Origin of the sequence: Pedobacter sp. SL55 (genome assembly GCF_026625705.1) — a bacterium.
GTDB lineage: Bacteria > Bacteroidota > Bacteroidia > Sphingobacteriales > Sphingobacteriaceae > Pedobacter.
In genome coordinates this window covers 3812323-3839046 of sequence record NZ_CP113059.1, presented here as the reverse complement: position 1 = coordinate 3839046, position 26724 = coordinate 3812323, and the positions used below count along the sequence as shown (strand labels likewise).

Below are 26724 nucleotides of genomic sequence, written 5' to 3'. Positions count from 1 at the left end.
TTGAGAAATTCTCAAGACTTTTTTATACTTTACTATTTGACTAGTGTTTTACAGTTGAATCAACAACAGTAGTATCAGTTTTAACAACTGTATCAGTTACAGTAGTATCAGCAGTGATAGTAGTGTCAGTACCTACAGTGTCAGTACCTTCAGCAGCTTTTTCAGAAGAACAAGCAACTACAGTTAAAGATAAAGCTAAAGCTAAAAAGCCAAATTTGAATAAGTTTTTCATTTCAATTTTCTGATTAAATAATTAATTAATTTTACTCTTAATGCCGCAAAGGTAAAAAGGTAACCCTAAGTTTTAAAAAAAAAATAAAATATTTTTTTTGGGTTATTGCCAAGGTTACTATTTTGTGATTTGGGTATTAAAAGTGAGTTTTGTGTAGCGTGCCTTGTTTACAAACCCGATTGTAGCGATATACTTTTTGTTTCTTAACAGAAATGTCTTTTAGTTATAGGTAGGTAGCAATAGATTTCCATTGCTGTGGGAATAAAGGAAAACTTAAACAAAAAGATTAAGCGTAAAGCGGGACTATACTTAAATAGTAGTAGTACATTTGCTTTTCGAAAACATAGCTATATCGCCCTAATGCAGGTAGGTTATTTTTTTGATTATTATTGGGTTACCATTTTAATTTAATTGTATTAATAAGTGAGTATAAAGTTTAGCAGTTCGTTACCAACAGATAGAGAGGTTGTTTTAGGGATACTCAATAACTCGGTAGATGCTTTAAATAAGTTGTATGTGGCCTATTTTCCGATGGTGTTACAATTTATTTTAAACAACAATGGCGATGAGGATGATGCCAAAGATGTTTATCAGGAAGCTATTATTGTGCTCTATAACAAAGTTAAAAGCGGAAGCTTTGAATTGAGTAGTAAGCTAAAAACTTACATTTATTCGGTAAGTAGAAGGATTTGGTTAAAGAAACTGGCTCAACATAGTAAAAAAACCAGCAATATATCAGATTTTGAAGATGTACTTGTTGTAGAAGAAGATATGGAACAGCATGAGCAAAAAGACATGCAGTTTGATAAAATGAAGTTGGCTTTGGAAAGTTTGGGCGAACCTTGCAAAACGATTATTGAAGATTTTTACATCAACAACCAATCGATGCAGGAGATTTGCGAAAAGTTTGGTTATACCAATGCCGATAATGCAAAGACACAGAAGTACAAGTGTTTGCAAAGATTAAAGAAATTATTTTTTCAATCATAGAAGATGAGACAAGATTTAGAACTAGAGGCTATAATTGAAGATTACCTTAACGGTAAGCTAACACCAGAAGAGCGTGCTGCTTTTGAGCAATTGCGTAGCAACGATCAAATGGTAGATCATAAAGTGGTTGCCCACAAGGTTTTTTTAGAGTCTATGGCGCAATATGCCAACATTGTGAAGCTAAAAGAACAGATGGATGTTGCCCATGCTCAAATTGATGTAGCTTCGTTAACGGAAGAATTGAAACCTCATCCTTCGAAGCTAGTTAGGTTGTGGCGTAACAACAGATCTGCGGTAGCTGTGGCTGCTTCGTTTATTTTGTTGAGTTTAATTGCACTAAATTCTTACAACGAAAGTAGAAAACAAGAGGGTAATTTTGCTGCGATGAGTAAAGATGTAGCTCAAATTAAAACCACTACTAACACCTTAATTAGAGATATAAAATCGCGTAAATCTGATAAAACCGAAGCTAAGCCCGCCAATTTTGGAGGTACTGGTTTTGCTATTTCTGGCAACGGCTACATCTTAACCAACTATCATGTTATTCGCAGTGCAGATTCTATTTATGTACAAAATAACACCGGTTCTTATAAAGTAAAATCTATCTACACAGATCCTGTAAACGATATTGCTATTCTTAAAATTAACGACAATAGTTTTGGTCATCTCCCATCTTTACCTTACACAATAAAGAAAGGTAGCTCTGGCGTTGGCGAACCTGTATTTACCTTAGGTTTCCCTAAAGATGACATTGTTTTAGGCGATGGATATGTAAGCTCTAAAAATGGGATCAATGGCGATACTTTGGCTTATCAGGTTGCTATTCCAGTTAATCCAGGTAATAGTGGCGGACCATTGTTAGATAATAATGGTAATATTGTAGGTATCATTAATGGTAAAGAGAATAAAACAGATGGTGCCACTTTCGCGGTAAAATCTAAATACATTATGGAAGCTTTAAATGCTATTCCGCAAGACTCGCTTAGCAAGAGAGTTGGCTATGGCAAAAAGAGTTTGCTTAAAGGATTAAAACGTGAGAAGCAGGTAGAAAAAATGCAAGATTATGTTTTTATGATTAAAGTGTATAACAATAACTAATTTTTTAAACAATATAAAGTAGAACCCCGAAAACATTTAATTGTATTCGGGGTTTTTCTTTTTTGAGCTTTTTGCTACAGATACACAGATAATTTTTAAAAAAGGTACATTTTACATAGAGAGGTACCGATTGGTTTTTGAATACTAAGATTAAATTAGCTTTAGCTTAATTTCGTTGTTTTAGCCTGTAAAACTGATGCTGAAATAAATTCAGCATAACGTATAAATATCTATAATTTAATGCTATAATTCTCAAATATTAATTTGTATTAAAAATTATCTGTGCATCTGTGGCTAACTAATTATATTTAACCATGGAATTTGGAAGAGTTGAAACTAACGAGATAAACGAAGTAGATTTTACCTTGCCGCCCGACGGCACGCAAACTCTGCTTACTTTAACTGGCAACAGGATTGAAGAACCTAAATTCTTCGTAGGCTGTGCTAAATGGGGCAGAAAAGAATGGCTCAACCTAATTTATCCGCCTAAAACTAAGGAAAAGGATTTTTTAGGCGAATATGTAAGGCATTTTAATTCTATCGAGTTAAATGCAGTTTTTTATGGCATCCCTAAAGAAGAGCAGATTTTGAAGTGGAAAGAGATGGCCGACAAGCGAGAGGATTTTTTATTTTGTCCGAAATTTTCGAGAGCCATTACACACATTAAAAGGTTAAACAACGCACAGGCAGAAACCGATTTGTATTTAAAAGCTATTAGCGCCTTTGGAGATAAGTTAGGGCCATGTTTTTTGCAATTGGGCGATAATTTTGGCCCTAAAAATTTGCCTGTTTTACAACAGTATTTAGAGGCTTTACCTCGCGATTTTAATTTGTTTTTAGAGGTTAGGCATGCAGATTGGTTTGCAAATCCTAAAGATAGAAAGTCACTGTTTTCTTTATTAGCAGATTTAAAAATTGGTGCAGCCATTACAGATGCGAGCGGAAGAAGAGATTGCGTACACATGGAACTCCCAACGCCGAAAGCTTTTATTCGTTTTGTGGGTAACGGCGGTAAATTTTTAGATAATTCTGATAAGAAAAGAGTAGACGATTGGATTGAAAGGTTAGACGTATGGCTAGATAAGGGTTTAGAAGAAATTTACTTCTTTCTGCACCAGCATGATGAAAGCGACACGCCAATTATTGCAGACTATACCATCGAGAAATTTAAAGAAAAACTAGGAAGTAAATTGCCTCGCATTCATTTTTTAGAACAACAAGGTGGTTTGTTTGGATAACTCGGTAATTAGCTCATTGCTAAAACCACATTGATTTCGTAACTTGAAATTATAACTAATCGATTTTTAAATTAAAAAATAAGGCCATGAGTTTAAGACTAGGGGATATTGCTCCCAATTTTAAAGCTATAACATCTATAGGGGAGATAGACTTTTATGAATTTTTGGGCGATAGCTGGGGAGTTTTGTTTTCGCATCCGGCAGATTATACGCCTGTTTGCACCACAGAATTGGGTAGAACTGCCGCTTTAAAATCAGAATTTGATCAAAGGAATGTAAAAGTTTTGGCATTAAGCGTAGATGCTGTAGAGTCGCATCTAGGTTGGATCAAAGACATTAACGAAACGCAAAACACAACTGTTGACTTTCCAATTATAGCAGACTCGGATAAGAAAGTAGCGAATTTGTATGACATGATTCATCCCAATGCTTCTGAAACCTTAACCGTTCGTTCTTTATTTGTGATTGGTCCAGATAAGAAAGTGAAGTTAATGATTACTTATCCTGCTTCTACTGGTAGAAATTTTAATGAGGTATTGCGTGTAATGAACTCTTTACAACTTACCGCTAATTATAGTGTGGCAACACCTGCAGATTGGAAAGATGGCGAAGATGTAATTGTAGTAAACAGCATTAAAACTGAAGATATTCCGGCTAAATTTCCTAAAGGTCACAAAGTAATTAAGCCTTATTTAAGAACTACACCTCAGCCAAATAAATAATTTTATAAGAAGTTGATAGTTAATAATAAATCGTTAGATTTACTTTAATTATCAATTTTAAATAGTAGAACTAAAACTAATGAGTACCGGAAAAGTAAAATGGTTTAATACCGAAAAAGGTTATGGGTTCATCTCTCATGACGGTGGCAAAGAAATTTTTGTACATTTTAAAGATGTAGAAGGCGGCATCAATGGAATTAAAGAAAATGATGAAGTAGAATTTGAAATAGCTGATGGCAAAAAAGGACCACAGGCTGTAAACGTAAGAAAAGCTTAATTTTATTTAACCATACGTCTAAACAAATAGGCCTGTATTTTTTAATACAGGCCTATTTGTTTGTTGGATACTTAACATAACGTGAGCTCGGGTTAAGTGTATTTACAATTCTTGATAAATTCGCATTGAACGTATTTTTTTAGCTCGCCGCTGCTGGGCTCTTACTTTTTGACCGCAAAAAGTAACAAAAACTCTCGGTTGCTTATTTTTCTTTCAAAGAAAGTGCTTTGGCTCATTGGTACGCCCCGAAAAATAAGAGACCGAAAACTAGCTGAACGAAGATTTGAAGCGCTATCGCTAGCAAATAGCATAATTTTCTTATCCCAAACTCACGTTAACATAAATCGAATACTTACGAAGTTTTTAAAACTTCGTAAGTATTTTATAAACCTCAAATTAAATTCTGTAGTTGGTAATCAACTTATCAGCTTTGCGTGTTCAATAAATTGTTGTAGCTGGGCTAGGTTTTGGGCTACAATATCTGGTTTTACGGTAGAATTTGCTACGTCGTTTGTGGTAGCTTCGCCAGACAAAACCAGTACGCCTAGTGCTCCGGCATTTTTTGCCATCTGTACATCGGTGTAAATTCTATCGCCAACCATGGCAATCTCATTCGGTTGTAATTCGTATTTCTGGATAATTCCATCTAACATTCCTGGGTCTGGTTTGCCTATAACCACATCTGGTTTTCTTTTAGTAGCCCCTTCTATGCAGGCACAAATAGCACCACAATCTACCAAAATATTAGGTTGGTCTGTAGGGCAAACCCAGTCTGGGTTGGTAGCAAAATAAGGGAGTTTTTCGCTTGCCCAATATGCTGCTCTGCACAGCCTAGAGTAAACTAGTGAAGTATCAAAGCCTACAACCAGTGCGTCAGGTTTATCTTCTGCATTATCTGCAGTAGAAATAAAACCAGCATCTTCAAACTCTTTAACCATGCTTGGTGTACCCAGAATAAACAATTTTTTGATAGCTGGATGATGGTTTTTGATATAATTGATGGTTGCTACGGCAGAAGTATACATCTCTTCTTTAGTTGCGGGAATACCCATTTTTTCTAAGTGTTTGAGGTAATCGGCTGTGCTTTTAGACGGATTATTTGTTAAAAAGGAATAGCCAATGCCGTTAGCTTTTAGGTAATTTAGGAAATCATTAGTAAATGGAAATAAAGTGCTGCCATTGTAAATGGTGCCATCCATATCTAATGCAAAATGTTTAATGGCTCTCAAACCCTCAAAGGTAGCTTTTTCTATTGTCGAGTTGTTAAATTGTTTCATTGTTAAATTGTTTTATTGTCCCCTCAATCCACTATTTCAATAGCTATCTGGGGAGACTTGAATGCCAAATGCATTATATAAGCATTTTGTGAAATTTCCCCTCTGGGTGTTAGGAAGCTTCATCGTAGCCGTGTGCTTTGGCCTTCCACATTAGCGCAAATACAAATACACAAAGTATGGCTATGCCTATCATCATCATAAATACGTAATCCCACGCTTTTTCAGGCTGATTTTTGCTCAGCAAATCTACCATAGCACCTACGCCCACTCCCGAAACCAAACCACTTGCGTAGCCAAACAGTCCGGTTAGGCCGTTGGCTGTAGCCGCGGCTCTATTGGTAGCTTGGTTTGCTGCTGCAATTCCTATCAAAGCTTGTGGCCCGTAGATGAAAAAACCGCACATAGCCAGTACAAAAATGATCATCCACTGCGGACTGTCATTTGGTAGGTACAAGAAAATGGTCATGAATATTGCTACACCCACCATACAGTAAAGCGATGTACGATGTGCTTTTCCGGCTAAATATTTATCGGTTATCCAACCGGCTGCAAGCATTCCCAAAATGCCGAAAATTTCGAATACTGCTACTGTCCAGCCGGCGTTGCTCAATGTCATTCCGTGGGATTCCTTTAAAAAAGTAGGTCCCCAATCTAATACCGCAAAGCGAACTATATAAACAAAGAAATTGGCTATACCCAAAATCCATATCCATTTGTTACGGTACACGTGCTTGCTTACAAATGCTTTAAATTCTGCAGAAGAGTCTTTGCCTTTTTTATGTGTTTTGTGTAGCTCTGGCAGGCCAACTGAAGATGGCGTGTCTCGTAAGCCAACAAATAAACCGATAGCACCTACAAGCGCAATGGCTGCCGGTATCCAAAAACACCATTTCCAAGCTCCGTAATGAGATGCAGATTCAATTACGATTTTCATCTTTTCTGCATCAGATGGGTCTACTTTTAAGTTAGCCGCAATAGAGGCAACTATTTCTGGGTTGTTGCTCATGTTGGTTCCCAACGAGCCCATAATGTAACCTGCTAAAATGGCTACCAAAGCCGCACCAATAGAGTGCGAGGTATTCCAAACTGACATTTTTGTGGCCAATTCGTTTTGCGGAATCCAGTGGGTTAACAAGCGGGCTACCGGCGGGAAACCGCTGCCTTGAATGAGGTTGTTCACGATCAAGATGATCCCAAAAATGAGTACCATGGTGTTGGTAAACATTGGACCGCTCGTTTCTCCGGTAAATATGGAACTTAGATCGGTGCCCCAACCAAATGCAAAGTTGGCTATTGCGCATAAAAATAACCCGATAGACATGTGGTAACGTGCATTTACCCTATCTGCCAATACACCATTAAGAAACCTAGAAAGTCCATAAACGATGGTAATCAGGGTCATGATGATACCAAAACTAGTTTTCGTGATACCGTACTCTGCTGTTAGGCCGGGTATGGCAAACGAGAAGTTTTTACGTACAAAATAGAACAGCGCATAACCAATCATGGTAACTACAATAGTTCGTGTTTGCCAGTATTTGAATAGCTTTTTTGAAGCTTTCTCGTTGTTGTTTGTTTCTTCTACGTTCATATATTTTAGTTCATTGGTGGTTTGTTCTTTGTCCATTAATTTATAGGCCAAATTCCATCTTTGCTAAATAATTGATCTAGCCATTGGTCGAGATAGCCGGTTCTTACAGCTAAATCGAGTACGGTAAATCTTCTTCTAATGTATTGTGCTCTTACAAATGTCTCTTTTAGCGTTGCTTTTGTAAGTCCAATGTGTTCAGGTTCGGTAGGAGCACCTACCATTGCCAATTGCAATTTAGCTTTTTCAAAAGGCACAATTTGTTTAGCTAATTTTTCCTTTATGTTGTGCCAGTTATTTTTTAATGTTTGTAATTGTTTTTCTAATTCTTGATGAGTGATGTACTTTGCACTAGTTTCTTGCCAACCAATTTCGGGGAAATTCGTGTTTTTAAAAATTGCTAAAGATTGCTCCGTTAATTCATCTAAAGTTGGCCATTGTTTTAATGCTTTTTGGATATCAAGCTTATCGAAATCAGTTTTTAGCACCAAATCGTACAAGGCTGTGATGGCTAAAGTACCAATACTTACCTGAAAACCATGTGAAACATGCTCGCCATTGTTTAGGTGGTGTTCCATATTCCATAAATGACTAAACTGATGTTCGGCTCCTGAAGCTGGCCTGCTAGATTTAGACCATTGCATGGCAAAACCACCTAACATTAAGCCCTCGGTAAGTTTTGTAATAGCCTCGTTATCCCCATTTTTTGTTCCTTTTGGGTCCGAAAGTGCTTCATGTAAGTCGTCTTGCACAATAGACCAAGCGGTTTGGTCAATAGGCTCTACACCTAAAGCATCTGCCAAAATCCAATCGGCACCTGCGGTAATTTTGGCAAATAAATCTGCGTAGCCAGAGGCGGTCATTGCCATTGGAGCAGCACTTAAAATATCAATATCTGCTAAACAGGCCTGTGGTGCCGGACAATTGAAAGTCTGTTTGGCTCCGTCGGCGGTAATAGATGCACCAAAGGCGGTATAACCGTCCATAGAAGCTGCTGTTGCCACACACATGTATGGTCTACCAGTTAAATGTGCTGCTAGTTTCGTTAAATCGTTGATGGTGCCAGAGCCAACTGCAACGGGAATAGCCTCGTTTTGTTTCAAAGCAGCAACCAGCTCTTCTACATATTTGTATTCGGCATAAATTTCTGGATCAGTATAAATGAAAGTAGATTCTTGCGCTATGTTGTTGCTTTCAAATTGTTTCACTATGCTTTCGCCAGCTATCTGGTAAGTAAAAGTATCGGTAATAACTATTGCCTTTTTGCCAGGAAATTGTTCTTTAAATAGTTCCGAAGCTTTTTTTAAAACATCTTGGCCAATAATTAGGCTTTTTGTTTCACTAGCTGACTTTAATGCGGTAGCAACTTTAGACATGTAAAATTTCGTTTTTTGGTTAGGCTAACTAAAAAATAAATTCATTTTTAGTTTCTCAAATAAACGATTTTTAAAAAAATAAAACAAATCAAAAGTTTAAAAATAACATTATGAAAGTTTGTGACGTATGAAACAAAAAAAGCGCCTTTTAAAGTGCGCTTCAAATTCATGTTTATTAAAATTTAGCTTTTACAATAATCTTTTTTAAACTCGGCAGACATCTCTTCGGTAATACGAATAATATCGTCTGCCTCGTTAGAGTTGTTATATATCAGTTGGTTACAAGTGTTTTTAAAGGGTAGTAAGTATTCTTTATAAGCTGGCACTACATGGTTGTGCCACTTGTATAGAACATCTTCTTCGGGATAGCCTCTTTCAATGCCGTCTCTTTGTATTCTTCTTTCTAAAGCAATTTGCTCATCTGCCTCTATAAAGATTTTATAATCAATTAATTTATTGATTTCGGTAAAGTGCAGAATGAACAGTCCCTCGACAATAATAATGGGGGCAGGGTGTATTTCCAAGATTTTGGTTACCGCTAAGGGATTGTTGAAATTGTATTCCTTTTTGTAAACGGTTTCTCCGCTAATCAACTTCTTGATGTCCAATAAAAATTGTTGGTCATCAATAGTGCTCGGTAAATCGAAATTGTAAAGTTTGTTTTCTTCCTGGGTCATTTCTCCGGCAGGAATATAATAGTCATCTTGCGATACTAAAGTAACTTCATCTGTTTTAAAATGATGTAGAAAGCTGTGCAAGAAAAAGGTTTTGCCAGAGCCACTGCCTCCTGCAATACCGATAATTACGGGTTTATTATTTTTCATTTTCTTTTGGTCCGTAGATTAGATTACAAAAAAAGCGCTTATCTAGTGCACCAACGGCATCGGCAACGGCTTTAGTCATTACAATAATTACGTCTTTGGTAGTTTCGTTTTCGGTAAATTTGCCAACCACCTTTGCAAAGGTAGAACGGTTTGTCATTGGGTTGGTAATTTGTATAATAGTTCCTACTGGGGCTGTACGATGCAAAATTAGCATTTTGTTTTGATCCAAATCAGGGTCGCTAATCCATACACCAGTACCTTTTTCTTCGATTTTGTTTAGGCCATAAACTGCCGCAGGTCTTTTTAAATTCGGATTTTTCAAAGTTTCGGTGCTGTCTGTAGGTTCATCATCGGCATTTTGGCTAGCGGTTGAAACCATATTAGGTTTTTCTCCTTTAATGATGAGTTTTTGACCAACTTTTAACTCTGTTGAGGCTAAGTTGTTATAGGTTTTTAACTGATAGGTGGTAAGTTGATATTTCTGTGCAATAGAATAAATGGTTTCTCCGTTTGTTACCACATGCTCAAAAGAAGGTTCTGCTGCAGGTGGTGCAGTTATAGGAGTTGCTTTTGTACTAGCTATCTTCTCTGTTTTTGGAACAAGAATGCTTTGTCCAACTTTTAGCGTATTGGTGCTTAAGTTGTTAAGTTGCCTTAAATAATCAGCAGTAGTGTCGTATTTTTTAGCAATGGTAAAAATGGTTTCTTGAGGTTTTACCTCGTGGTTAGTTACCGGTGGTGGTGGCGTCATAACTACCTCCGTAATTTTTTCTGGCTGGCCGGTTGTTTTGGTAGGTATTTTTAAAACTTGCCCAATGCTTAAATTATTGGTGCTTAAGCTATTTGCCTCTTTTAAATCCTCTACGCTAATGCCGTATTGTTTAGCAATTACCCCTAGGTACTCTTTAGGTTTTACGATATGTTCGGTAACTAAGTTTTCCGCAGCCGTTGGGTTGGTAGTTTCTATAGTTTTATTCGAAATTACATTGGCGTTTGTAGGCACATTGGTTGCGCTCTTAGTAAAAGGAACTTTTAGTACCTGCCCAACTTGAAGATTAATGCTATTCAAATTGTTAAGCTTTTTTATCTCTGGCACTGTTGTGGCAAATCTTTCGGCAATTAAATTTAAGTTGTCTTTAGCAGCAACGGTATATTCAAAAAAAGTAGTAGCATTAATATTTGGCGAATTGCCAACAACAGGTTTTTGGTTAAAAGGAATTTCGGTTGGAATTTTGATTACACTGCCTATTTGCAAGCCAATATTGTTATTATAAGCTTGAATATCCTTAACATTTACATTGTATTTTCTTGAGATAGAATAGTAGCTTTCTTTAGGATCTACTTTATGTAGGATAAGCTTTTTTCCATTGTTGTTTTCAACTCCTATAGAATCTAATGGAGTATTGGCATAGCTTGTTGCCGAACCAAACAGAGCGGTGATCAAAATATATCTTTTTAACATCTATATTCTTAAATTTTTGGAGGTACAATTATACGAATAATATATAGTATCACTAACTATGTAACTAAACGGTAACATTTCATGTTCTATTGTACTAAATTTCAATTAGCTTCAAACTTATTGCTTTAAGTTTTGTTAGCTTTATACTATTAAAACATACATATTATGTCGGCAAAAGAAATAAATTTAAGCGAAAAACAAGTGAAACCAGTGGTAGATATGCTAAACGAGTATCTAGCAAATTATCATATTCATTATCAAAAATTAAGAGGCTGTCATTGGAATATTAAAGGACAAAATTTTTTTACGCTTCATTTAAAGTTTGAAGAATTGTATACCAACGCTCAGTTAACCATTGATGAAATTGCAGAGCGTGTACTTACTTTAGGTAAACCGCCTCATAGTCGTTTTGCTGATTACATTAAGGAATCTGCTATTAAAGAAATTGATACTATTGGTTTGGCAGATACCGCAATGGTTGAAGCTGTTTTGGATGATATGACTAAACTAATTGAGTTGGAACGTGATTTATTAGAAGCTACGGATAAAGCTGGAGATGATGGTTCTAATGATATGGTTAATCGGTTCATGCAATTTAAAGAAAAAACCATTTGGATGTTGAAATCATTCTTAGGAAAAAAATAGATTAGCTAATTGGCTGATGTGATGATTAGCTGATTATTAGTAAGCCACAGATGCACAGATTTAGAAATGATTTGTGCATCTGTGGCTTTTTAAATTTTAAATCATCACATCATCAAATTCTCCTATCTTTGCCCTATGGGATACAAAAGTTTAGCCGAATGCGTAGCGGACCTTGAAAAACATGGTCATCTGGTTAGAATTAAGGAAGAAGTAGATCCTTATTTAGAGATGGCCGCCATTCATCTTCGTGTATACGAAAAACAGGGGCCGGCTTTATTATTCGAAAAAGTTAAGGGAAGTCCATTCAAAGCAGTTTCAAATCTTTTTGGTACCATAGAACGCTCTAAGTTTATGTTTAGAGATAGCTTGCCAAAAGTTCAAGAATTGGTTGAGCTTCGTTCTGATCCAATGAAAGCTTTAAAAAAGCCGTTCAAATATATAGGAACAGGGCTAACGGCATTATCTGCCTTGCCTTTAAAGCAATCGTTATTTAAGCAAGCTTTTCAGAAAACTACCATTTCTGCAATTCCACAAATTGTAAATTGGCCTATGGATGGCGGTCCTTTTATTACCATGCCACAGGTTTTTACTGAGGATGTTGATAAACCAGGGGTAATGAACAGTAATTTAGGCATGTATCGTATTCAACTGGCAGGTAATGATTATATTCAGGACAAAGAAATTGGGCTTCATTACCAAATACATAGAGGTATTGGTGTTCATCAAACCAAAGCAAATAAAAAAGGACAGCCACTAAAGGTAAGTATTTTTGTTGGTGGCCCACCTTCACATCCATTAGCGGCAGTAATGCCGTTGCCAGAAGGCTTATCAGAGCTTACTTTTGCCGGTGCTTTAGGTAACAGAAGATTCAGGTATTTTAGAGACGAGGAAGGATTTGTGATTTCGGCTGATGCGGATTTTGTAATTACAGGTACGGTAGAGCCACATGAAAATAAGCCAGAAGGACCTTTCGGCGATCATTTGGGATATTACAGCTTGGTACATCCATTTCCGTTAATGAAAGTTCATAACGTTTATCATAAAAAAGATGCATTGTGGTCGTTTACCGTAGTAGGTAGGCCACCTCAAGAAGATACCAGTTTTGGCGCTTTAATTCACGAAATTTCTGGTTCTGCAATTCCACAAGAGATACACGGACTAAAAGAAGTAAACGCTGTAGATGCAGCAGGTGTACACCCTCTGTTATTTGCCATCGGTAGCGAACGTTATACCCCTTATTTAAAAGAACGGAAACCTCAGGAGATTTTAACCATAAGCAATCATATTTTGGGTAAAAATCAACTGAGTTTAGCTAAATATTTATTCATTGCGGCTAGGGAAGACGAAGAAGCTTTAAACACTCATGATATCAAGCGTTTTTTAAGTCATGTTTTAGAGCGATTAGACTTGCGAAGGGATATACATTTCCATACCAACACCACTATTGATACTTTAGATTACTCTGGCGATGGATTAAACTCGGGGTCTAAAGTTGTTTTTGCAGCTGCTGGCGAAAAAAAGCGTGAATTGTTAAAAGCCTTAACCAGCAAATTCAAATTGAATACAAAATATGCTTTAGCCAGCGATGGTATTTTAGCAGTTCAATTAGATAAATATCAAAATAAAGAACAAGGTAAAGCTGCTATTGCTTTGCTTAAAGAACAATTAAAAGGAAACGACTTAACTCAAATTCCTTTAATAGTGGTTTGCGATGATGCTGAATTTACAGCAGCAAATATCAATAACTTGGTTTGGGTAGCTTTCACTAGAAGTAATCCAGCTATGGATATAGATGGGGTAGATGATTTTATGGAGAATAAACACTGGGGTTGCAATGGTTCATTAATTATTGATGCCCGCAAGAAGCCTCATCATGCACCAGAATTGATCAAAGATCCTGAAGTAGAAAAGAAAGTGGATAGAATGGGAGAGCAGGGTGGTTGTTTATACGGAATAATATAGCAATGTATATCTTTAAACAAAAAATCCCACGAGTAAATCGTGGGATTTTTTGTTAGGCTATAATTTACTAAAACCTTATTCCAAAAGTTAAAAAGAAATTATTATTAGTGAACTTTGAATTCGCCATTGGTTCAGATCCGTTATTCAAAGTATATGGTAAATTAGTTCCACTGGTTTCTACTCTTTGGTAAGCAACATCAAAATAATAGTTATTTACCCTATATCCTAAACCACCACTATACATCTTAGTATCAAATAGCTTGTCACTATCATTTTTATACGGACTACCATTTAAACCATATCCAGCTCTTAAGCTTAAGTTTTCAATTTTATATTCGCCACCTAATCTGTAGTTTATAGCGCTTTTATAATTATTTCTAACAGAGGCATTGCTATTATTTATAGCATCTGTTCCACCATTTGATCCATTTGTCGAAAATCTTATACTTGAATAGTCAACGAAATCAACATCAGCAGAGATAATACCTTGTCCTCCCACCACATAACTTGCACCTAAAGACCCCTTCAAGGGTGTACGTAAGTTATAAGTGAATTCGTAAACCATAGCTTGGTTAGTAAATACATCATTTGACAACTTATTATTTAATACTTCTGAATAAGTGTCATCAATTGTAAACCAAGTTGGAGTTTGTAGGGTAGCGCCAATTCTAAATGCACTTACAGGGCGGAAAATGACCCCAATTCTACCATTCACACCAGAACCTCTTGTTTCCTGATTTTGTATATAAGAAAGGCTATAATTTTCAACACCAGTAAATCCGTCAACTTGATCATAAGGGTTTAAGCTTCCGCTTTCTGTAAATTGAGCATCGTTAGTATAACGTAAGCTTACTAGCCCGATATTGGCTCCTATGTATACTTGATTAGAAATGTTTAAAGCCCCAGCAAAATTGAATTCAGAAACAGATCCAGAGCGGATTTCATTCTTAGACTGCGTATTTGCTGTAAAAGGGTTGCCAATACTATTTGCTGTATATAGGTTTGTACTACCAGGTGCGTTAAAGTTGATTAGATAGCTATCGTACGCCATTCCCTCTAAAGAATTAGTTGCAATCGAGTTATCAGATGGATCTTTATATCGGTTGGCTAGTTCTGCAAAATAATTTCTAATTGAATTTGCGCTGTTAACTCCTCCAAAATTACTTTCCAAGACATAATCATTATTACGGGTATATCCTAAACCGAAAACAGAGCTGACTATACCTTTTTGTGTGTCTTGACCTTTCATTCGGGTGCTCGGGCTATAAAAAACAGCTCCCAATTGATTAATATTTAAGCCATTTTTATTAGATTTAGTATTAGTGCCTAAATAACTTCCGTTGACACTTGCTGAGTTAAACTCAGGAGTGAATGCAAATTCTGAACGTGTAAATAAACCTAATCCGGCAGGATTTCCCCCCAATGAACTCATGTCTCCACCTACACCAACTTGAGCATTGCCCATTCCTTTAAAACGAGCAGTACTTCCATAATTGCTTTGAGAAAATCTGAGTCCATCGGTACCGTATTGAGCATATGTGGTGCCTACGGCTGCTACCATAGCAACCGTAAGCAATGTTGTAATTTTTTTCATTGTGTTTGCCGCTAATTTAAAATATGTTATCTACCGCCTCCGCGTGTTGGTCTGCTTCCACCTCCGCCACCAGAGCTCCCACTGCCGCCACCAGTTCTACCGCTACTACCATTGGAAGAACTAGGCGGTGGAGAATAAGTTGGCCTACTTTCAGTTGTACGCGTTGGTCTAGAGTCATTGTTAGATGAGCCAGATCTGCTTGGTCTTGAGTCTCTAACAACTGATCCGCTTCTGCCGCTTCCATCAGTTGTTGTTGCAGGGTTATATGCTCCCGGCCTAGTAGAACCAGTTCTTCCAATCGTTCCTACATTTCCGCCAGTTCTAGCGCCTCTATCGATGATAGATCCATTAGGTCTAACACCAATGCCATTTTCAGCACCGCGGTTTGGCCTAGCTCTGAAATTATCGTTTCTCACGATGACATTATTGCCACCCCAGCCGCCGCCCCAGCCCCAACCAAGGCCACCGCCAAAGCCGCCTCCCCAACCGAAGCCACCGCCCCAGTAAGAGTAAGGTCCCCAAGTGTTCCAATAATAAGGACTACCATAAAATGCCCAAGAAGAAAATGGGTTCATCCAGCGGTTAAATCCCCATCCATAGTTGAAGCCCAAAGACCAATCGTATGGGTTGTACCAAGAATTATAGCCGTAAAAGTTGTAATAATCATCAAAATAAACTCTGTTCGGACTGCCATAGTAAAATCTATCTATCCTAGAAGCATAGTCCATATCGTATTCTTGGTCGCTAGGTCTGTAGTTAGCATCGTAGCGACTGGTATCTATCTGCGCTGTTTGAGCCGGAGGTGCATATTTGTAAACCCTAGCCTGTGCAGTAGTATTGTACACATCATCGGCACTGTTGTTTTGCGCCATTTTTTGTGTAGAGCATGAAGCAACCAACAAGGCGGCTGCCACAAGTGTACTGGTTAAAAAATGATTGACTCTCATTGTATTTAGGTTTTAATTGGTGTGCTAATTAAATTGTGACTATAAATTTATAGCTTTGTAGCCATCAATACAAGAAATTTAACACAAAAAACGTTCCAAATAAGTTATGAGCAAAGGTATTACGAGTAAAAGTGAAGATTATTCGCAATGGTATAACGAAATTGTTATAAAAGCCGATTTGGCAGAGCATTCGTCAGTAAAAGGTTGTATGGTAATTAAGCCGTACGGATACTCTATCTGGGAAAAAATGCAGGCGGTTTTAGACCATAAATTTAAAGAAACAGGTCATAGCAATGCGTACTTCCCTTTGTTTATTCCTAAGTCTTATTTTTCTAAAGAAGCTGCTCACGTAGATGGCTTTGCAACGGAATGTGCTGTGGTTACACATTATCGTTTAAAAAATGACGGAAATGGTAACATCATCGTTGATGAAGAAGCAAAATTAGAAGAAGAACTGATTGTTCGTCCAACGTCAGAAACTATCATTTGGAATACCTACAAAGGATGGATCCAATCTTACCGAGATCTACCTTTGTTAATTAACCAATGGGCAAATGTGGTACGTTGGGAAATGAGAACTCGTTTGTTTTTACGTACTACCGAGTTTTTGTGGCAAGAAGGTCATACCGCACACGCTACTGCCGAAGAAGCAATTGAAGAAACTGAAAAAATGCTGGATGTTTATGCAGATTTCGCAGAAAATTGGATGGGCGTGCCTGTAGTGAAGGGAAAAAAGACTGAAACAGAGCGTTTTGCTGGTGCTTTAGATACTTATTGTATCGAAGCTTTAATGCAAGATGGCAAGGCTTTACAAGCAGGAACTTCTCACTTTTTGGGGCAAAATTTTGCTAAAGCTTTCGATGTTAAATTTACCAGTAAAGAAGGTAAGCAAGAGCACGTTTGGGCAAGTTCTTGGGGTGTATCTACCCGTTTAATGGGTGCGTTAATTATGTCGCATAGCGATGATAGTGGCTTGGTACTTCCTCCAAAATTAGCACCAATTCAAGTGGTCATTGTGCCAATACATAAAGGCGATGAAGAATTGCAAAAAATCTCTTCTTTTGTAGATGAATTGATTCCAAGGTTGAAAGGTTTTGGTATCTCTGTAAAATACGATGATAGAGATAGCCAGCGTCCAGGATTTAAGTTTGCAGAATATGAGTTAAAAGGGGTGCCTATTCGTTTAGCTATTGGCGCTAGAGATATGGAAAACGGTACAGTAGAGTTGGCTCGTAGAGATACTAAAGAGAAATTTACGGTTCCTCAAGAAGGTTTGGCAGAATACATTTTCCAAATGTTGGCCCAAATCCAACAAAACATCTATGATAAAGCTTTGAAATTTAGAGATGAGCATATCACAGAAGCTAATTCTTACGAAGAATTTAAAGATTTGCTCGAAACCAAAACAGGTTTTATTGCTGCACACTGGGATGGTACTGCCGAAACAGAAAAACGTATCAAAGAGGAAACAAAAGCAACAATTAGATGTATTCCTTTAGATAACAAATTAGAAGATGGTGTTTGTATCTTAACTGGAAAACCATCTAAACAAAGAGTGTTATTTGCAAGGGCTTATTAAATGATAGATTTGAGTATTGAGATGTGAGATTTGAGACCATTTAGGTATTACCAGAACTCACATCTACTATCTCATGTCTCATATTTAAAAACATGAAAGAAGAATTAAGCAACTATCAACTCATTTTGAGTAAGTTGGAAAGCAAAGCTTCGATAAAACAAGAGATTTACAGAAATACGGTTGATGTTTTTGCTGTAGCGAATAAGGCATTGTCTAAACTTGCCTCTCGTTTGCACCAAGATTACACGCAAAAAGATCCATCGGTTGAGGTGGCTTACAAAGATACGCATCAGTTTGAAGCAGAACTTAAGTTCTCTGGCGATATGTTGCTGTTATCCATGCATAGTAATGTTTTTAATTTCGAACAAGGGCATCGGGTTTATTCGTCTAGCTACGTCAGATCCAATCCTAATTTAAGCTATTGTGGAGTAATTTATATCCACAATTTTTTGGCAGATTCTATCAAGTATAATCGGTTGGCAGATGAAGGATCTTTAGTTGCTCGCATATTAATCAACAAAGAAAAACGTTTTATTGTAGAAGGCGATGGCCAGTTAGGGTTTTTGTATGAAGCTTTTAGCGAGCAAGAAATTAACGAAGAAGTATTGACGCACATTTTTGAATTGGCAATACTAGACTGCATAGACACTGATTTGCAACTGCCGCCTTATGCTTCGGTTAAGGATATCAGCTTGCATCAGAAACAAACAACCTTGGCGGCAAGTGGTTATCCAACAGGAAAAAGATTAGGCTATTTGTTTAAATCGGAAGTACAACAGAATAATAATTTATAATTTAAAATTATCACATAGGCACATAAGATGTTCTAAAAATATCTCATACTTATAATAAACCTATGTTTCTATGTGGTTTTCATAACAATATTGAAATGAAATTTGCAACTAAAGCTATACACGCAGGTCAAGAGCCAGATCCAACAACTGGTGCCATCATGACCCCAATCTATCAAACTTCAACTTATTGGCAAGCTTCTCCAGGCGACCACAAGGGTTACGAATATTCTAGGGGTACCAACCCAACTCGTAAAGCTTTAGAAGATTGCTTAGCAGCGTTAGAAAACTGCAAGTACGGTTTGGCTTTTAGCAGTGGAATGGGTGCAACTGATTGTTTGCTTAGATTGTTAAAGCCTGGCGATGAGGTAATCACAGGTAACGATTTATATGGTGGTTCTTACCGCATTTTTACCAAGATTTATCAAAATTATGGTATCAAATTCCATTTCTTGGATTTATCAAATCCAGAGAATATTACGCCATATATCAATGAAAAAACTAAATTGGTTTGGATAGAAACACCAACTAATCCAACCATGCGTATCATTGATATTGAGGGTGTGGCTAACATTACAAAAGCCAACAATATTCTTTTAACAGTTGATAATACTTTTGCATCTCCATATTTACAAAACCCAATTGATTTAGGTGCTGATGTAGTAATGCATTCGGTTACTAAATACATTGGCGGTCACTCTGATGTAGTAATGGGCGCTTTATTAACCAACGATGAAAAGTTATACAAAGATTTGTTCTTCGTGTACAACGCTTGCGGTGCAACTCCAGGTCCGCAAGATGCTTTCTTGGTATTGAGAGGAATTAAAACTTTGCATTTACGTATGAAAGCGCATTGTGAAAACGGAGAAAAAGTAGCTCATTTCTTAAGAAATCACTCGAAAATTGATAAAATTTACTGGCCAGGTTTTGAAGATCATCCTAATCATGATATTGCAAAGAAACAAATGCGTGGTTTTGGTGGTATGGTATCCGTAACTTTAAAAGATGCAGATTTGCAAGAAACGTTCCGTATTGCTTCTCGCTTTAAAGTGTTCTCTCTGGCAGAATCTTTAGGAGGTGTAGAGAGTTTAGTAAATCATCCGGTAAGTATGACACATGGCTCCATTCCAAAAGAAGAACGTGAGAAAGTTGGCGTAACCGATAACTTACTGCGTTTTAGCGTGGGAGTAGAGGATATTGACGATTTACTAGCGGATTTGGAACAAGCGTTATCAAATTAGCTAATGTGCTAATCAGCTAATTCGATGATGAAAATTAATAATATTAAAGATTTTCTCGATTCAAAGGTGGCGCAATACAATCAGCCCAATTTCATTACAAATGATCCGATAAGTATTCCGCATCAGTACAGTTTAAAACAAGATATTGAAATTGCCGCTTTTTTTGCGGCAATTTTAGCTTGGGGACAACGTAAAACAATCATCAATAAATGCAACGAGTTACTGGCGAGGATGGATAACCAACCTTATCAGTTTATGCTGCACCATTCTGACCATGATTTGAAAGGATTGCTTGGATTTAAACATCGAACTTTTAACGACACCGATTTACTTTATTTTGTAGCATTCTTTCAGCAGCATTATCAGCAGTCTAATTCTTTAGAAACGGCATTTATACCTCCAGCTTTAATTTACAGGTCAGATTACTTAAGTGTAGAAGAAATTAATGCGGGTTACGAACTTACCTCGTCCACTTGTTACACCTCAGATTTAACACTTAATAATTTTACTATCGAAAAAGCCCTAAATCATTTTCGTGCGTACTTTTTTAGTCTACCAGATTTCCCTAGACGAACGATTAAGCATGTTTCGTCGCCCTTACAAAAATCTACTTGCAAACGGTTAAATATGTTTTTACGTTGGATGGTTCGAAAAGACGATTACGGCGTTGATTTCGGTATTTGGAACACCATTCGCCCAGCAGATTTAATTTGTCCTTGTGATGTGCACGTAGATAGAGTGGCTAGACATTTTGGTTTAATTGAACGCAAGCAAACAGATTGGTTAACAGCCTTAGAATTGACTGAAAACCTTAAAAAATTTGACGACACCGACCCAGTAAAGTATGATTTTGCTTTATTCGGATTAGGAGTAGAAGGTGAATTATAATATATTTGTTTAGTGTCTAAAGCCTAAACTTCGAATATGACAGACCAACTTTCTACCTGGCAAATGACTTACCCAGAAAAATTTATTGCGAAAGCAGTAACTATTCCTGCTGTTGTACACCATGAAAATAAACACCAGCTTATTGCCAATAGCGAAAATCTTCAAACCACGTTTCAATATGAAAAAGTAGAAGAAGGTTGTTATTTGTTTGTGGTGGATATGACGGCGGTGAGCGATACCAAGATCGCTTTATTTGGGGATAGAGATGTTGAATATTATTGCTTGTCGTATCAATTGATTAAGGGCGATGTGAACAAAGTTCCGATGAAAGATAATGATCCGATGCAATCTAGGACGATGTCTTTGCCCCGTATTTGTAGCTTCTATAATAATGAGTTTGATTACGAAACTTTGTTTGAAAAAGGAGCGGGTGTGAGGGCATTTATATTTTGTTTTACCAAAGAATGGTTGGATAAAGGAATAGATTTCTCTGCGGTAGATCAGGAGGCAACCTTTATGAAAGTGATACGAAAGGAAATGGAAGGGATGGCTTATTTCAGCGATAATTTCTATAAAGACACATTTGACGAACTGGATCAGTTACTTACCAAATCTCAACGTTCGCCAGTGTATCCGCTAGTAGTTAGAAAGCTATCTTTAACTTTAATTTCAGATTTTTTCAGTATTGTAGCAGATCCTGATTCGGTGTTAAACCAGCCACCAGTGGCCGATGAATTTGATGGCATTGAGAAAATAAAAGCGCATCTCGATAAATATTTTAAGCAAGGCTTTCCGGGCTTAGAAAATTTGGCCGATATTGGCAATATGACTGTATCTACTATGCGCAGGCAGTTTTTAAGACAGATGGGCCACTCTGCTTTCGATTATTTTAGAGATATACAAATGCGGTATGCCTTTGTACAACTGCAAAATGGAACTCAAGTAAAACAGGTAGCGCAAGAATTAAGTTTTGGTAGCTCGGCTAATTTTAGTCGCATTTTTAAAAAAACATATAAGATTTTGCCAGCAGAGGTAAAATCATTAAAAAGTTAATCCCTTTTAGCTAAAGGCAGTCGCTAGGTTTTTATTCAACCAATCATTATCAATGCCAAGTTTTAGCAGCTTTAAGCAAAGGTTACATGCTATTCTTCAATTATCACTCCATGTCTATAGTTCATGAGCATATATGAGTGCTTTTTGACCATATCTAACTTATAAAACAAGGTAGTTTTGTCATAAACAAATGTTATCGTTTATGAGACAGAAACTTTTACTGCTTTTCTTAAGTTTGCTTGGTGTAAACCAACTCCAGGCACAAGTTGTTAATATTCCTGATGCCAACTTCAAAGCCGCCTTACTAGCCCATTCGCCGAAGATTGACCTTAATAATGACGGGCAAATCCAAGTTTCGGAGGCAGAAGCAGTTAACGGGCGTATCAGTATATTCGACAAAAATATTGCAGACCTTACTGGTATCGAAGCTTTTGTAAATGTTACCGAATTGTTCTGTAACCGCAATAAACTTACCTCAATAGATATCAGTAAAAATACCGCAATTATAAATCTCATTTGCGACAACAATCAACTGTCCGCTTTGGATATAAGTAAGAATACCGCTTTGAAGGCGCTGAATTGTACTCGTAACCAGTTGAGCACCTTGGATGTAAGTCAAAATACGGCTCTTACCTCATTGCTCTGTTCTAGTAACATAGGGATTAGGGCCTTAGATATAAATAAAAACATTTTATTGGAGGGCTTGGCTTGTAGTTCTACCTCACTCGAAGTTTTGGATGTAAGTAATTGTACGAAATTAACAAGTCTCCAATGTTTTGGAACCAAAATTAAAACGCTGGATGTGAGCCAATGCCCAAATTTGGTAGTTTTAAGTTGTAACACCAATTTAGAACTCGAAAAGCTAAATATCAAAAACGGAAATAATACATCTTTTATTAGAATGCTGGCTTACGACAATCCGAAACTAACCTGTATACAGGTAGATGATGTAGCATATTCCAATGCTCAATCGGATATGTCAAGTTGGGCAAAAGATGTAACCGCAACTTACAATACCGATTGCCGTCCGGTGGTTAACATTCCAGACCCTAATTTTAAGGCCGCTTTACTGGCTCATAATCCAAAGATTGATGCAGATGATGATGGGAAGATACAGGTTTCAGAAGCTGAAGCGTTTACGGGAACTATCAATGTCATTAGAAAAAACATTACCAGTCTTGCAGGTATCGAAGCTTTTGTAAATATTACTAGGTTACTTTGCAGCAACAATAACTTAACCTCACTAGACGTTAGCAAAAATACGGCAATTGCTGCATTGGGTTGCGACAACAACCAACTGACTGCTTTAGATTTGAGCAAGAACACTGCTCTTACGTCTATTGGTTGTATAAATAATCGGCTAACCTCTCTAGATATTACTAAAAACATAGCACTTACCTCGTTGAGTTGTTATAATAACCAGCTTGCTACCTTAGATGTGAGTCAAAATGCTTTATTGACAGGTTTTAATTTTTCATCAAATCCGATCCAAGTTATAGACATGGATAATTGCAAACAATTAACAAATTTAAGATGTTCAGCTACAAAGATTAAAACGCTTGATGTAAGCCAATTCCCAAATTTGCTTGCTTTAGAATGCTACTCCAATTCTGAACTTGAAAATCTGAATATCAAAAATGGAAACAATACCGCTTTTAGTAGAATGCTAGCTCATGAAAACCCAAAGCTGACCTGTATACAGGTGGATGATGTAGCATATTCAAATGCTCAAACTATTGATATGTTTAGCAGATGGACAAAAGATGCAACTGCAACTTACAACACCGACTGCCGCCCGGTAGTTAACATTCCAGATGCTAACTTTAAGGCTTATTTGCTTGGTAATGCTACAATTAATACAGACGGAGATACGGAAATTCAAGTAGAAGAAGCTGAGGCTTTTACGGGTACAATTAACTGTAATCATAGAAATATAACAGACCTTACAGGTATCGAAGCTTTCGTAAACATCACAGCTTTATTGGCTAACAACAACCAGCTTACCGAACTAAATGTGACCAAGAATACAGCACTAAAGTTTTTGTTTTGCGAAAATAATCAACTTAAAAGCTTAGACGTCACTCAGAACATTGCGTTGGAGATGATGTATTGCAACAGCAATAAGATTACAAGTTTAGATCTTAAAAATAATACAGTACTCAATGCCTTGCTATGTGATGACAACTTGCTTACGGACTTGGATGTAAGTAAAAACACAGCACTTATGCGGCTCATCTGCGGTAAAAACCCCATTTCTAGCTTGGATATTAGCAATAATATTGCATTAACACAACTGTTTTGCGAAAACAGCGCAAAACTTTCTAGTCTTAACCTCAAAAATGGTAAAAATGACATACTCTATCTCGTTATCGCTAACCAAAACCCGAAGTTATTTTGCATTGAGGTAGATGATGTAGATCAGGCAAATACTTATACTACCAATGGAGGTTGGAAAAAAGACGCTTCAGCAAATTACAAAACCAATTGTAACGAGCCTGTTGTCTACATCCCTGATGCTAATTTTAAAGCCTATCTTTTAGCAAGAGCCGATATCAATACCAACGGCGATGCCGAAATACAATTTGCAGAGGCAGAAGCATTTGACCGTAACTTTGATATGTACGACCTAGGCATTAATGATCTTACCGGCATAGAAGCGTTTATTAACCTGAAAGGACTTAATTGTAAAAAGAACAATCTCACTAGCCTTGATTTGACTAAAAATACAAAACTAGCTAATTTAGACTGTGAAGAAAATCAACTCACTACACTTGATTTAAGCCAAAATACTGAGTTAATATTTGTGTATTGTTCGGCTAATAAGCTTACCGACATAGATGTTTCTCAAAGTCCGGCGCTGATTTCTCTTGGTGTAAACGACAACCAGCTTACCAATTTGGATGTGAGCGGTAACCCTGCTTTGGTTGGCCTTAGCTGTGGAGAAAATTTGATTACTTCATTGGATTTGAGTAATAACCCAGCGCTTTCTAGTTTAGATTGTAATGATAATAAGCTTACTTCTTTAGATTTGAGCAGTAACACCAATTTAGGTGTCGTTAGTTGTAATAATAATGAGCTAACTAGCATTAACCTCACGCAAAATCAAAATTTGACCATATTAAAGTGCTACGGAAATGAACTCGCTGTTTTAGATCTTAGTAATAATAATGCATTGCTAACGCTTGATTGTCATGATAACCTTTTAACTGCTTTGGATTTGGTGGCTAACACGCGTTTGATGTGGCTAAATTGTAGTTTTAACCAAATTTTGAAGTTGGATTTAACTAAAAACAGCATGTTAAATGCTTTGTATTGTGAGCATAATTCCCTTCTGGTGCTTGATCTAAAAAACGAAAACAATTATGAATTAGCGGAATTAAATGCTACCGTCAATCCTAATTTAAGCTGTATACAGGTAGATGATGTATCTGCAGCTATTGAGAATACCAATTGGCAAAAAGACAATAGTGCAAATTATAACGAAAACTGCAATTACACTTTGCCAGTAACTTTGGTGGAATTTAAAGCTAGTGCTACAGGCAATTCTGCAAAATTGGAATGGTCTACGGCATCAGAGCAGCGCAACCGTGGTTTTGTAATTTATCGTAGTGGCGATGATGGTAAAAGCGTAAAAATTGCGGAAATACCTCCTGCAGTTCAGCGCCAAGGCGCTAATTACAACTATAGTTATATAGATAGAATGCCATTAAATGGAAACAATTATTACGAGTTACAACAATTAGATGATGATGGAAAAATCAATAACTTAGGTGTAAGAAATGTTAGTTTTAATTTAACGGATCAGCGGGTTACCTTTTATCCTAATCCTACAAGCGATTGGGTAGACATTAACTTTAAGGGCAAAAATTTTAACAGCTTGTGGGTATTTGATATGAGTGGTAAGTTATTGTTTAGTAAAGCTATTGGTACTACAGAATCATCAGCTCGAATTTCCTTAAATAATGTTGCTGCAGGAACCTATGTACTTAGACTTCGTGGAGAACTTCATCAAGAAACGATCAAAGTCGTGAAGAAATAAGTCTTAACCTGAGTTCGATTATTAACCCATTGATAATTAACTTTTAAAACTGATGCTGAACTAAATTTACTGCGTAGCTTTCCGCTTCGCTACAGGTCAGCATGACGAACCGCCAATTTTCCGTCACCCTGAATTTATTTCAGGGTCGGCGAACTCAATAAGTTTAAATAATGCTGTAAAATAAACAAATAATAACCGAACTCAGGTTCTTAGGTATTTTAAAAAGGATGTCATGACTGTAAGCAATCTAAAGCTTGCATTTCATGACATCTTTTTTTGGTTTAAAGAGTTGAGCTTTTTTGTGGTTATTCTTTTATCTTTAAACCATGGTACAGTTCAATGCTGAAATAGAAAAATTCGAGAGTAATGGCGAAAAAACCGGCTGGAGCTATATTTTTATTCCAGAAACTGTTGCGCAGCAAATTAAATCTGGTGACAATAGATCGTTTCGTGTTCGTGGACAAATAGATAATCTACAAATTAGCGGAAAAAGTTTATTGCCAATGGGCGATGGAGATTTTATCTTGCCTTTAGATGGAAAAATGCGTAAGCAACTAAAAAAAGAAGCGGGCCAGCCAGTTTCACTTTCTTTGGAGCACGATATAGATTATAAAGTAGAAATGCCCGAAGATCTGGAAATTTGCTTGGCTCAAGAAGATGGGGTGTTGGAGCAATTTTTATCGTATACCAAATCACACCAAAATTATTTTATCAATTGGTTAAATACAGCAAAAACAGAAGTTACCCGAACCAAACGTTTAGTGATGATTGTTAACGCCATGGCATTGAAACAAGATTTTGGTTTGATGTTGCGGAGTAACAAGAGAGATAGATGATATTTTCAGATAATTTTAAAAAGCAAAAAAACTCCCCGTAAGAATTTACCTACGGGGAGTTTCTG

Annotated in this window: 22 protein-coding genes; 14 read left to right on the top strand and 8 right to left on the bottom strand. The window is 36.9% G+C overall.

The genetic code is table 11. The annotated features are described in order from the left end of the window. Positions 1-40: 40 nt before the first annotated feature. Entirely contained in the window at positions 41-232 is a 192-nt protein-coding gene (locus OVA16_RS17170; protein ID WP_267761983.1) for a hypothetical protein, read from the bottom strand. 423 nt (positions 233-655) lie between these two features. Between OVA16_RS17170 and OVA16_RS17165 the strand changes: the two genes are divergently transcribed. The 5 genes from OVA16_RS17165 to OVA16_RS17145 all read left to right on the top strand — a co-directional run bounded on the left by OVA16_RS17165 (position 656) and on the right by OVA16_RS17145 (position 4557). After that, on the top strand, positions 656-1222 hold the full coding sequence (locus tag OVA16_RS17165) for an RNA polymerase sigma factor (protein ID WP_267761980.1): 567 nt from the start codon (positions 656-658) through the stop codon (positions 1220-1222). A gap of 3 nt (positions 1223-1225) precedes the next feature. After that, complete coding sequence (locus OVA16_RS17160) at positions 1226-2320, top strand: S1 family peptidase (RefSeq protein ID WP_267761978.1); 1095 nt, start codon at positions 1226-1228, stop codon at positions 2318-2320. A gap of 314 nt (positions 2321-2634) precedes the next feature. After that, on the top strand, positions 2635-3558 hold the full coding sequence (locus tag OVA16_RS17155) for a DUF72 domain-containing protein (RefSeq protein WP_267761975.1): 924 nt from the start codon (positions 2635-2637) through the stop codon (positions 3556-3558). A gap of 86 nt (positions 3559-3644) precedes the next feature. Next, positions 3645-4280: a peroxiredoxin gene (locus OVA16_RS17150; RefSeq protein ID WP_267761971.1), complete on the top strand. Its 636-nt coding sequence runs from the start codon at positions 3645-3647 to the stop codon at positions 4278-4280. Between the two features lie 79 nt (positions 4281-4359). Beyond that, on the top strand, positions 4360-4557 hold the full coding sequence (locus OVA16_RS17145) for a cold-shock protein (RefSeq protein WP_267761969.1): 198 nt from the start codon (positions 4360-4362) through the stop codon (positions 4555-4557). Between the two features lie 416 nt (positions 4558-4973). Here the strand turns inward: OVA16_RS17145 and OVA16_RS17140 are convergent, their stop codons facing one another. From OVA16_RS17140 to OVA16_RS17120, 5 genes are all read right to left on the bottom strand, one after another. After that, on the bottom strand, positions 4974-5834 hold the full coding sequence (locus tag OVA16_RS17140; protein ID WP_267761966.1) for an HAD-IIA family hydrolase: 861 nt from the start codon (positions 5832-5834) through the stop codon (positions 4974-4976). Positions 5835-5943: 109 nt separating this feature from the next. Continuing rightward, positions 5944-7461 (bottom strand): MFS transporter, encoded by a 1518-nt coding sequence (locus OVA16_RS17135; RefSeq protein WP_267761963.1) that lies wholly within the window; start codon positions 7459-7461, stop codon positions 5944-5946. Next, entirely contained in the window at positions 7461-8798 is a 1338-nt protein-coding gene (locus OVA16_RS17130; RefSeq protein WP_267761961.1) for a sn-glycerol-1-phosphate dehydrogenase, read from the bottom strand. Before OVA16_RS17130 ends, OVA16_RS17135 begins: the two co-directional genes overlap by 1 nt. A 182-nt stretch (positions 8799-8980) precedes the next feature. Next, positions 8981-9622, bottom strand: a complete 642-nt coding sequence (locus OVA16_RS17125; RefSeq protein WP_267761959.1) for a uridine kinase family protein — start codon at positions 9620-9622, stop codon at positions 8981-8983. Beyond that, positions 9612-11084, bottom strand: coding sequence for a LysM peptidoglycan-binding domain-containing protein (locus tag OVA16_RS17120; RefSeq protein ID WP_267761956.1), 1473 nt, complete (start codon positions 11082-11084; stop codon positions 9612-9614). The genes OVA16_RS17125 and OVA16_RS17120 overlap by 11 nt, the downstream gene beginning before the upstream one ends. 165 nt (positions 11085-11249) lie before the next feature. Between OVA16_RS17120 and OVA16_RS17115 the strand changes: the two genes are divergently transcribed. Together OVA16_RS17115 and OVA16_RS17110 are read left to right on the top strand one after the other, a co-directional pair. Beyond that, complete coding sequence (locus OVA16_RS17115) at positions 11250-11729, top strand: Dps family protein (protein ID WP_267761953.1); 480 nt, start codon at positions 11250-11252, stop codon at positions 11727-11729. A 135-nt stretch (positions 11730-11864) separates the two neighbouring features. Further along, the gene (locus tag OVA16_RS17110; protein ID WP_267761950.1) at positions 11865-13691 is read left to right on the top strand and encodes a UbiD family decarboxylase; all 1827 of its coding nucleotides are present in this window, start codon (positions 11865-11867) and stop codon (positions 13689-13691) included. Positions 13692-13758: 67 nt separating this feature from the next. Here the strand turns inward: OVA16_RS17110 and OVA16_RS17105 are convergent, their stop codons facing one another. Further along, positions 13759-15285, bottom strand: a complete 1527-nt coding sequence (locus tag OVA16_RS17105; RefSeq protein WP_267761947.1) for an OmpP1/FadL family transporter — start codon at positions 15283-15285, stop codon at positions 13759-13761. Between the two features lie 26 nt (positions 15286-15311). Further along, positions 15312-16232, bottom strand: coding sequence for a hypothetical protein (locus OVA16_RS17100; protein WP_267761944.1), 921 nt, complete (start codon positions 16230-16232; stop codon positions 15312-15314). 106 nt (positions 16233-16338) lie between these two features. Here OVA16_RS17100 and proS point away from each other — a divergent pair, with 106 nt between their 5' ends. The 7 genes from proS (at position 16339) to OVA16_RS17065 (ending at position 26659) form a co-directional block, all read left to right on the top strand. Next, positions 16339-17811, top strand: a complete 1473-nt coding sequence (gene proS, locus OVA16_RS17095) for a proline--tRNA ligase (protein WP_267761941.1) — start codon at positions 16339-16341, stop codon at positions 17809-17811. Between the two features lie 92 nt (positions 17812-17903). After that, complete coding sequence (locus OVA16_RS17090) at positions 17904-18605, top strand: hypothetical protein (RefSeq protein ID WP_267761939.1); 702 nt, start codon at positions 17904-17906, stop codon at positions 18603-18605. Between the two features lie 95 nt (positions 18606-18700). After that, on the top strand, positions 18701-19843 hold the full coding sequence (locus OVA16_RS17085; RefSeq protein ID WP_267761935.1) for a cystathionine gamma-synthase: 1143 nt from the start codon (positions 18701-18703) through the stop codon (positions 19841-19843). A 24-nt stretch (positions 19844-19867) separates the two neighbouring features. Beyond that, on the top strand, positions 19868-20731 hold the full coding sequence (locus tag OVA16_RS17080) for a TIGR02757 family protein (protein ID WP_420712329.1): 864 nt from the start codon (positions 19868-19870) through the stop codon (positions 20729-20731). A gap of 36 nt (positions 20732-20767) precedes the next feature. Continuing rightward, a complete protein-coding gene (locus tag OVA16_RS17075; protein WP_267761933.1) occupies positions 20768-21784 on the top strand; it encodes a helix-turn-helix transcriptional regulator in 1017 nt (338 codons plus the stop codon). 202 nt (positions 21785-21986) lie between these two features. Then, positions 21987-25823 carry a T9SS type A sorting domain-containing protein gene (locus tag OVA16_RS17070; RefSeq protein WP_267761931.1) on the top strand — a complete coding sequence of 1279 codons (3837 nt, stop codon included), beginning with the start codon at positions 21987-21989 and terminating at the stop codon, positions 25821-25823. 326 nt (positions 25824-26149) lie between these two features. Next, positions 26150-26659, top strand: a complete 510-nt coding sequence (locus OVA16_RS17065; protein ID WP_267761929.1) for a YdeI/OmpD-associated family protein — start codon at positions 26150-26152, stop codon at positions 26657-26659. Positions 26660-26724: the final 65 nt, after the last annotated feature.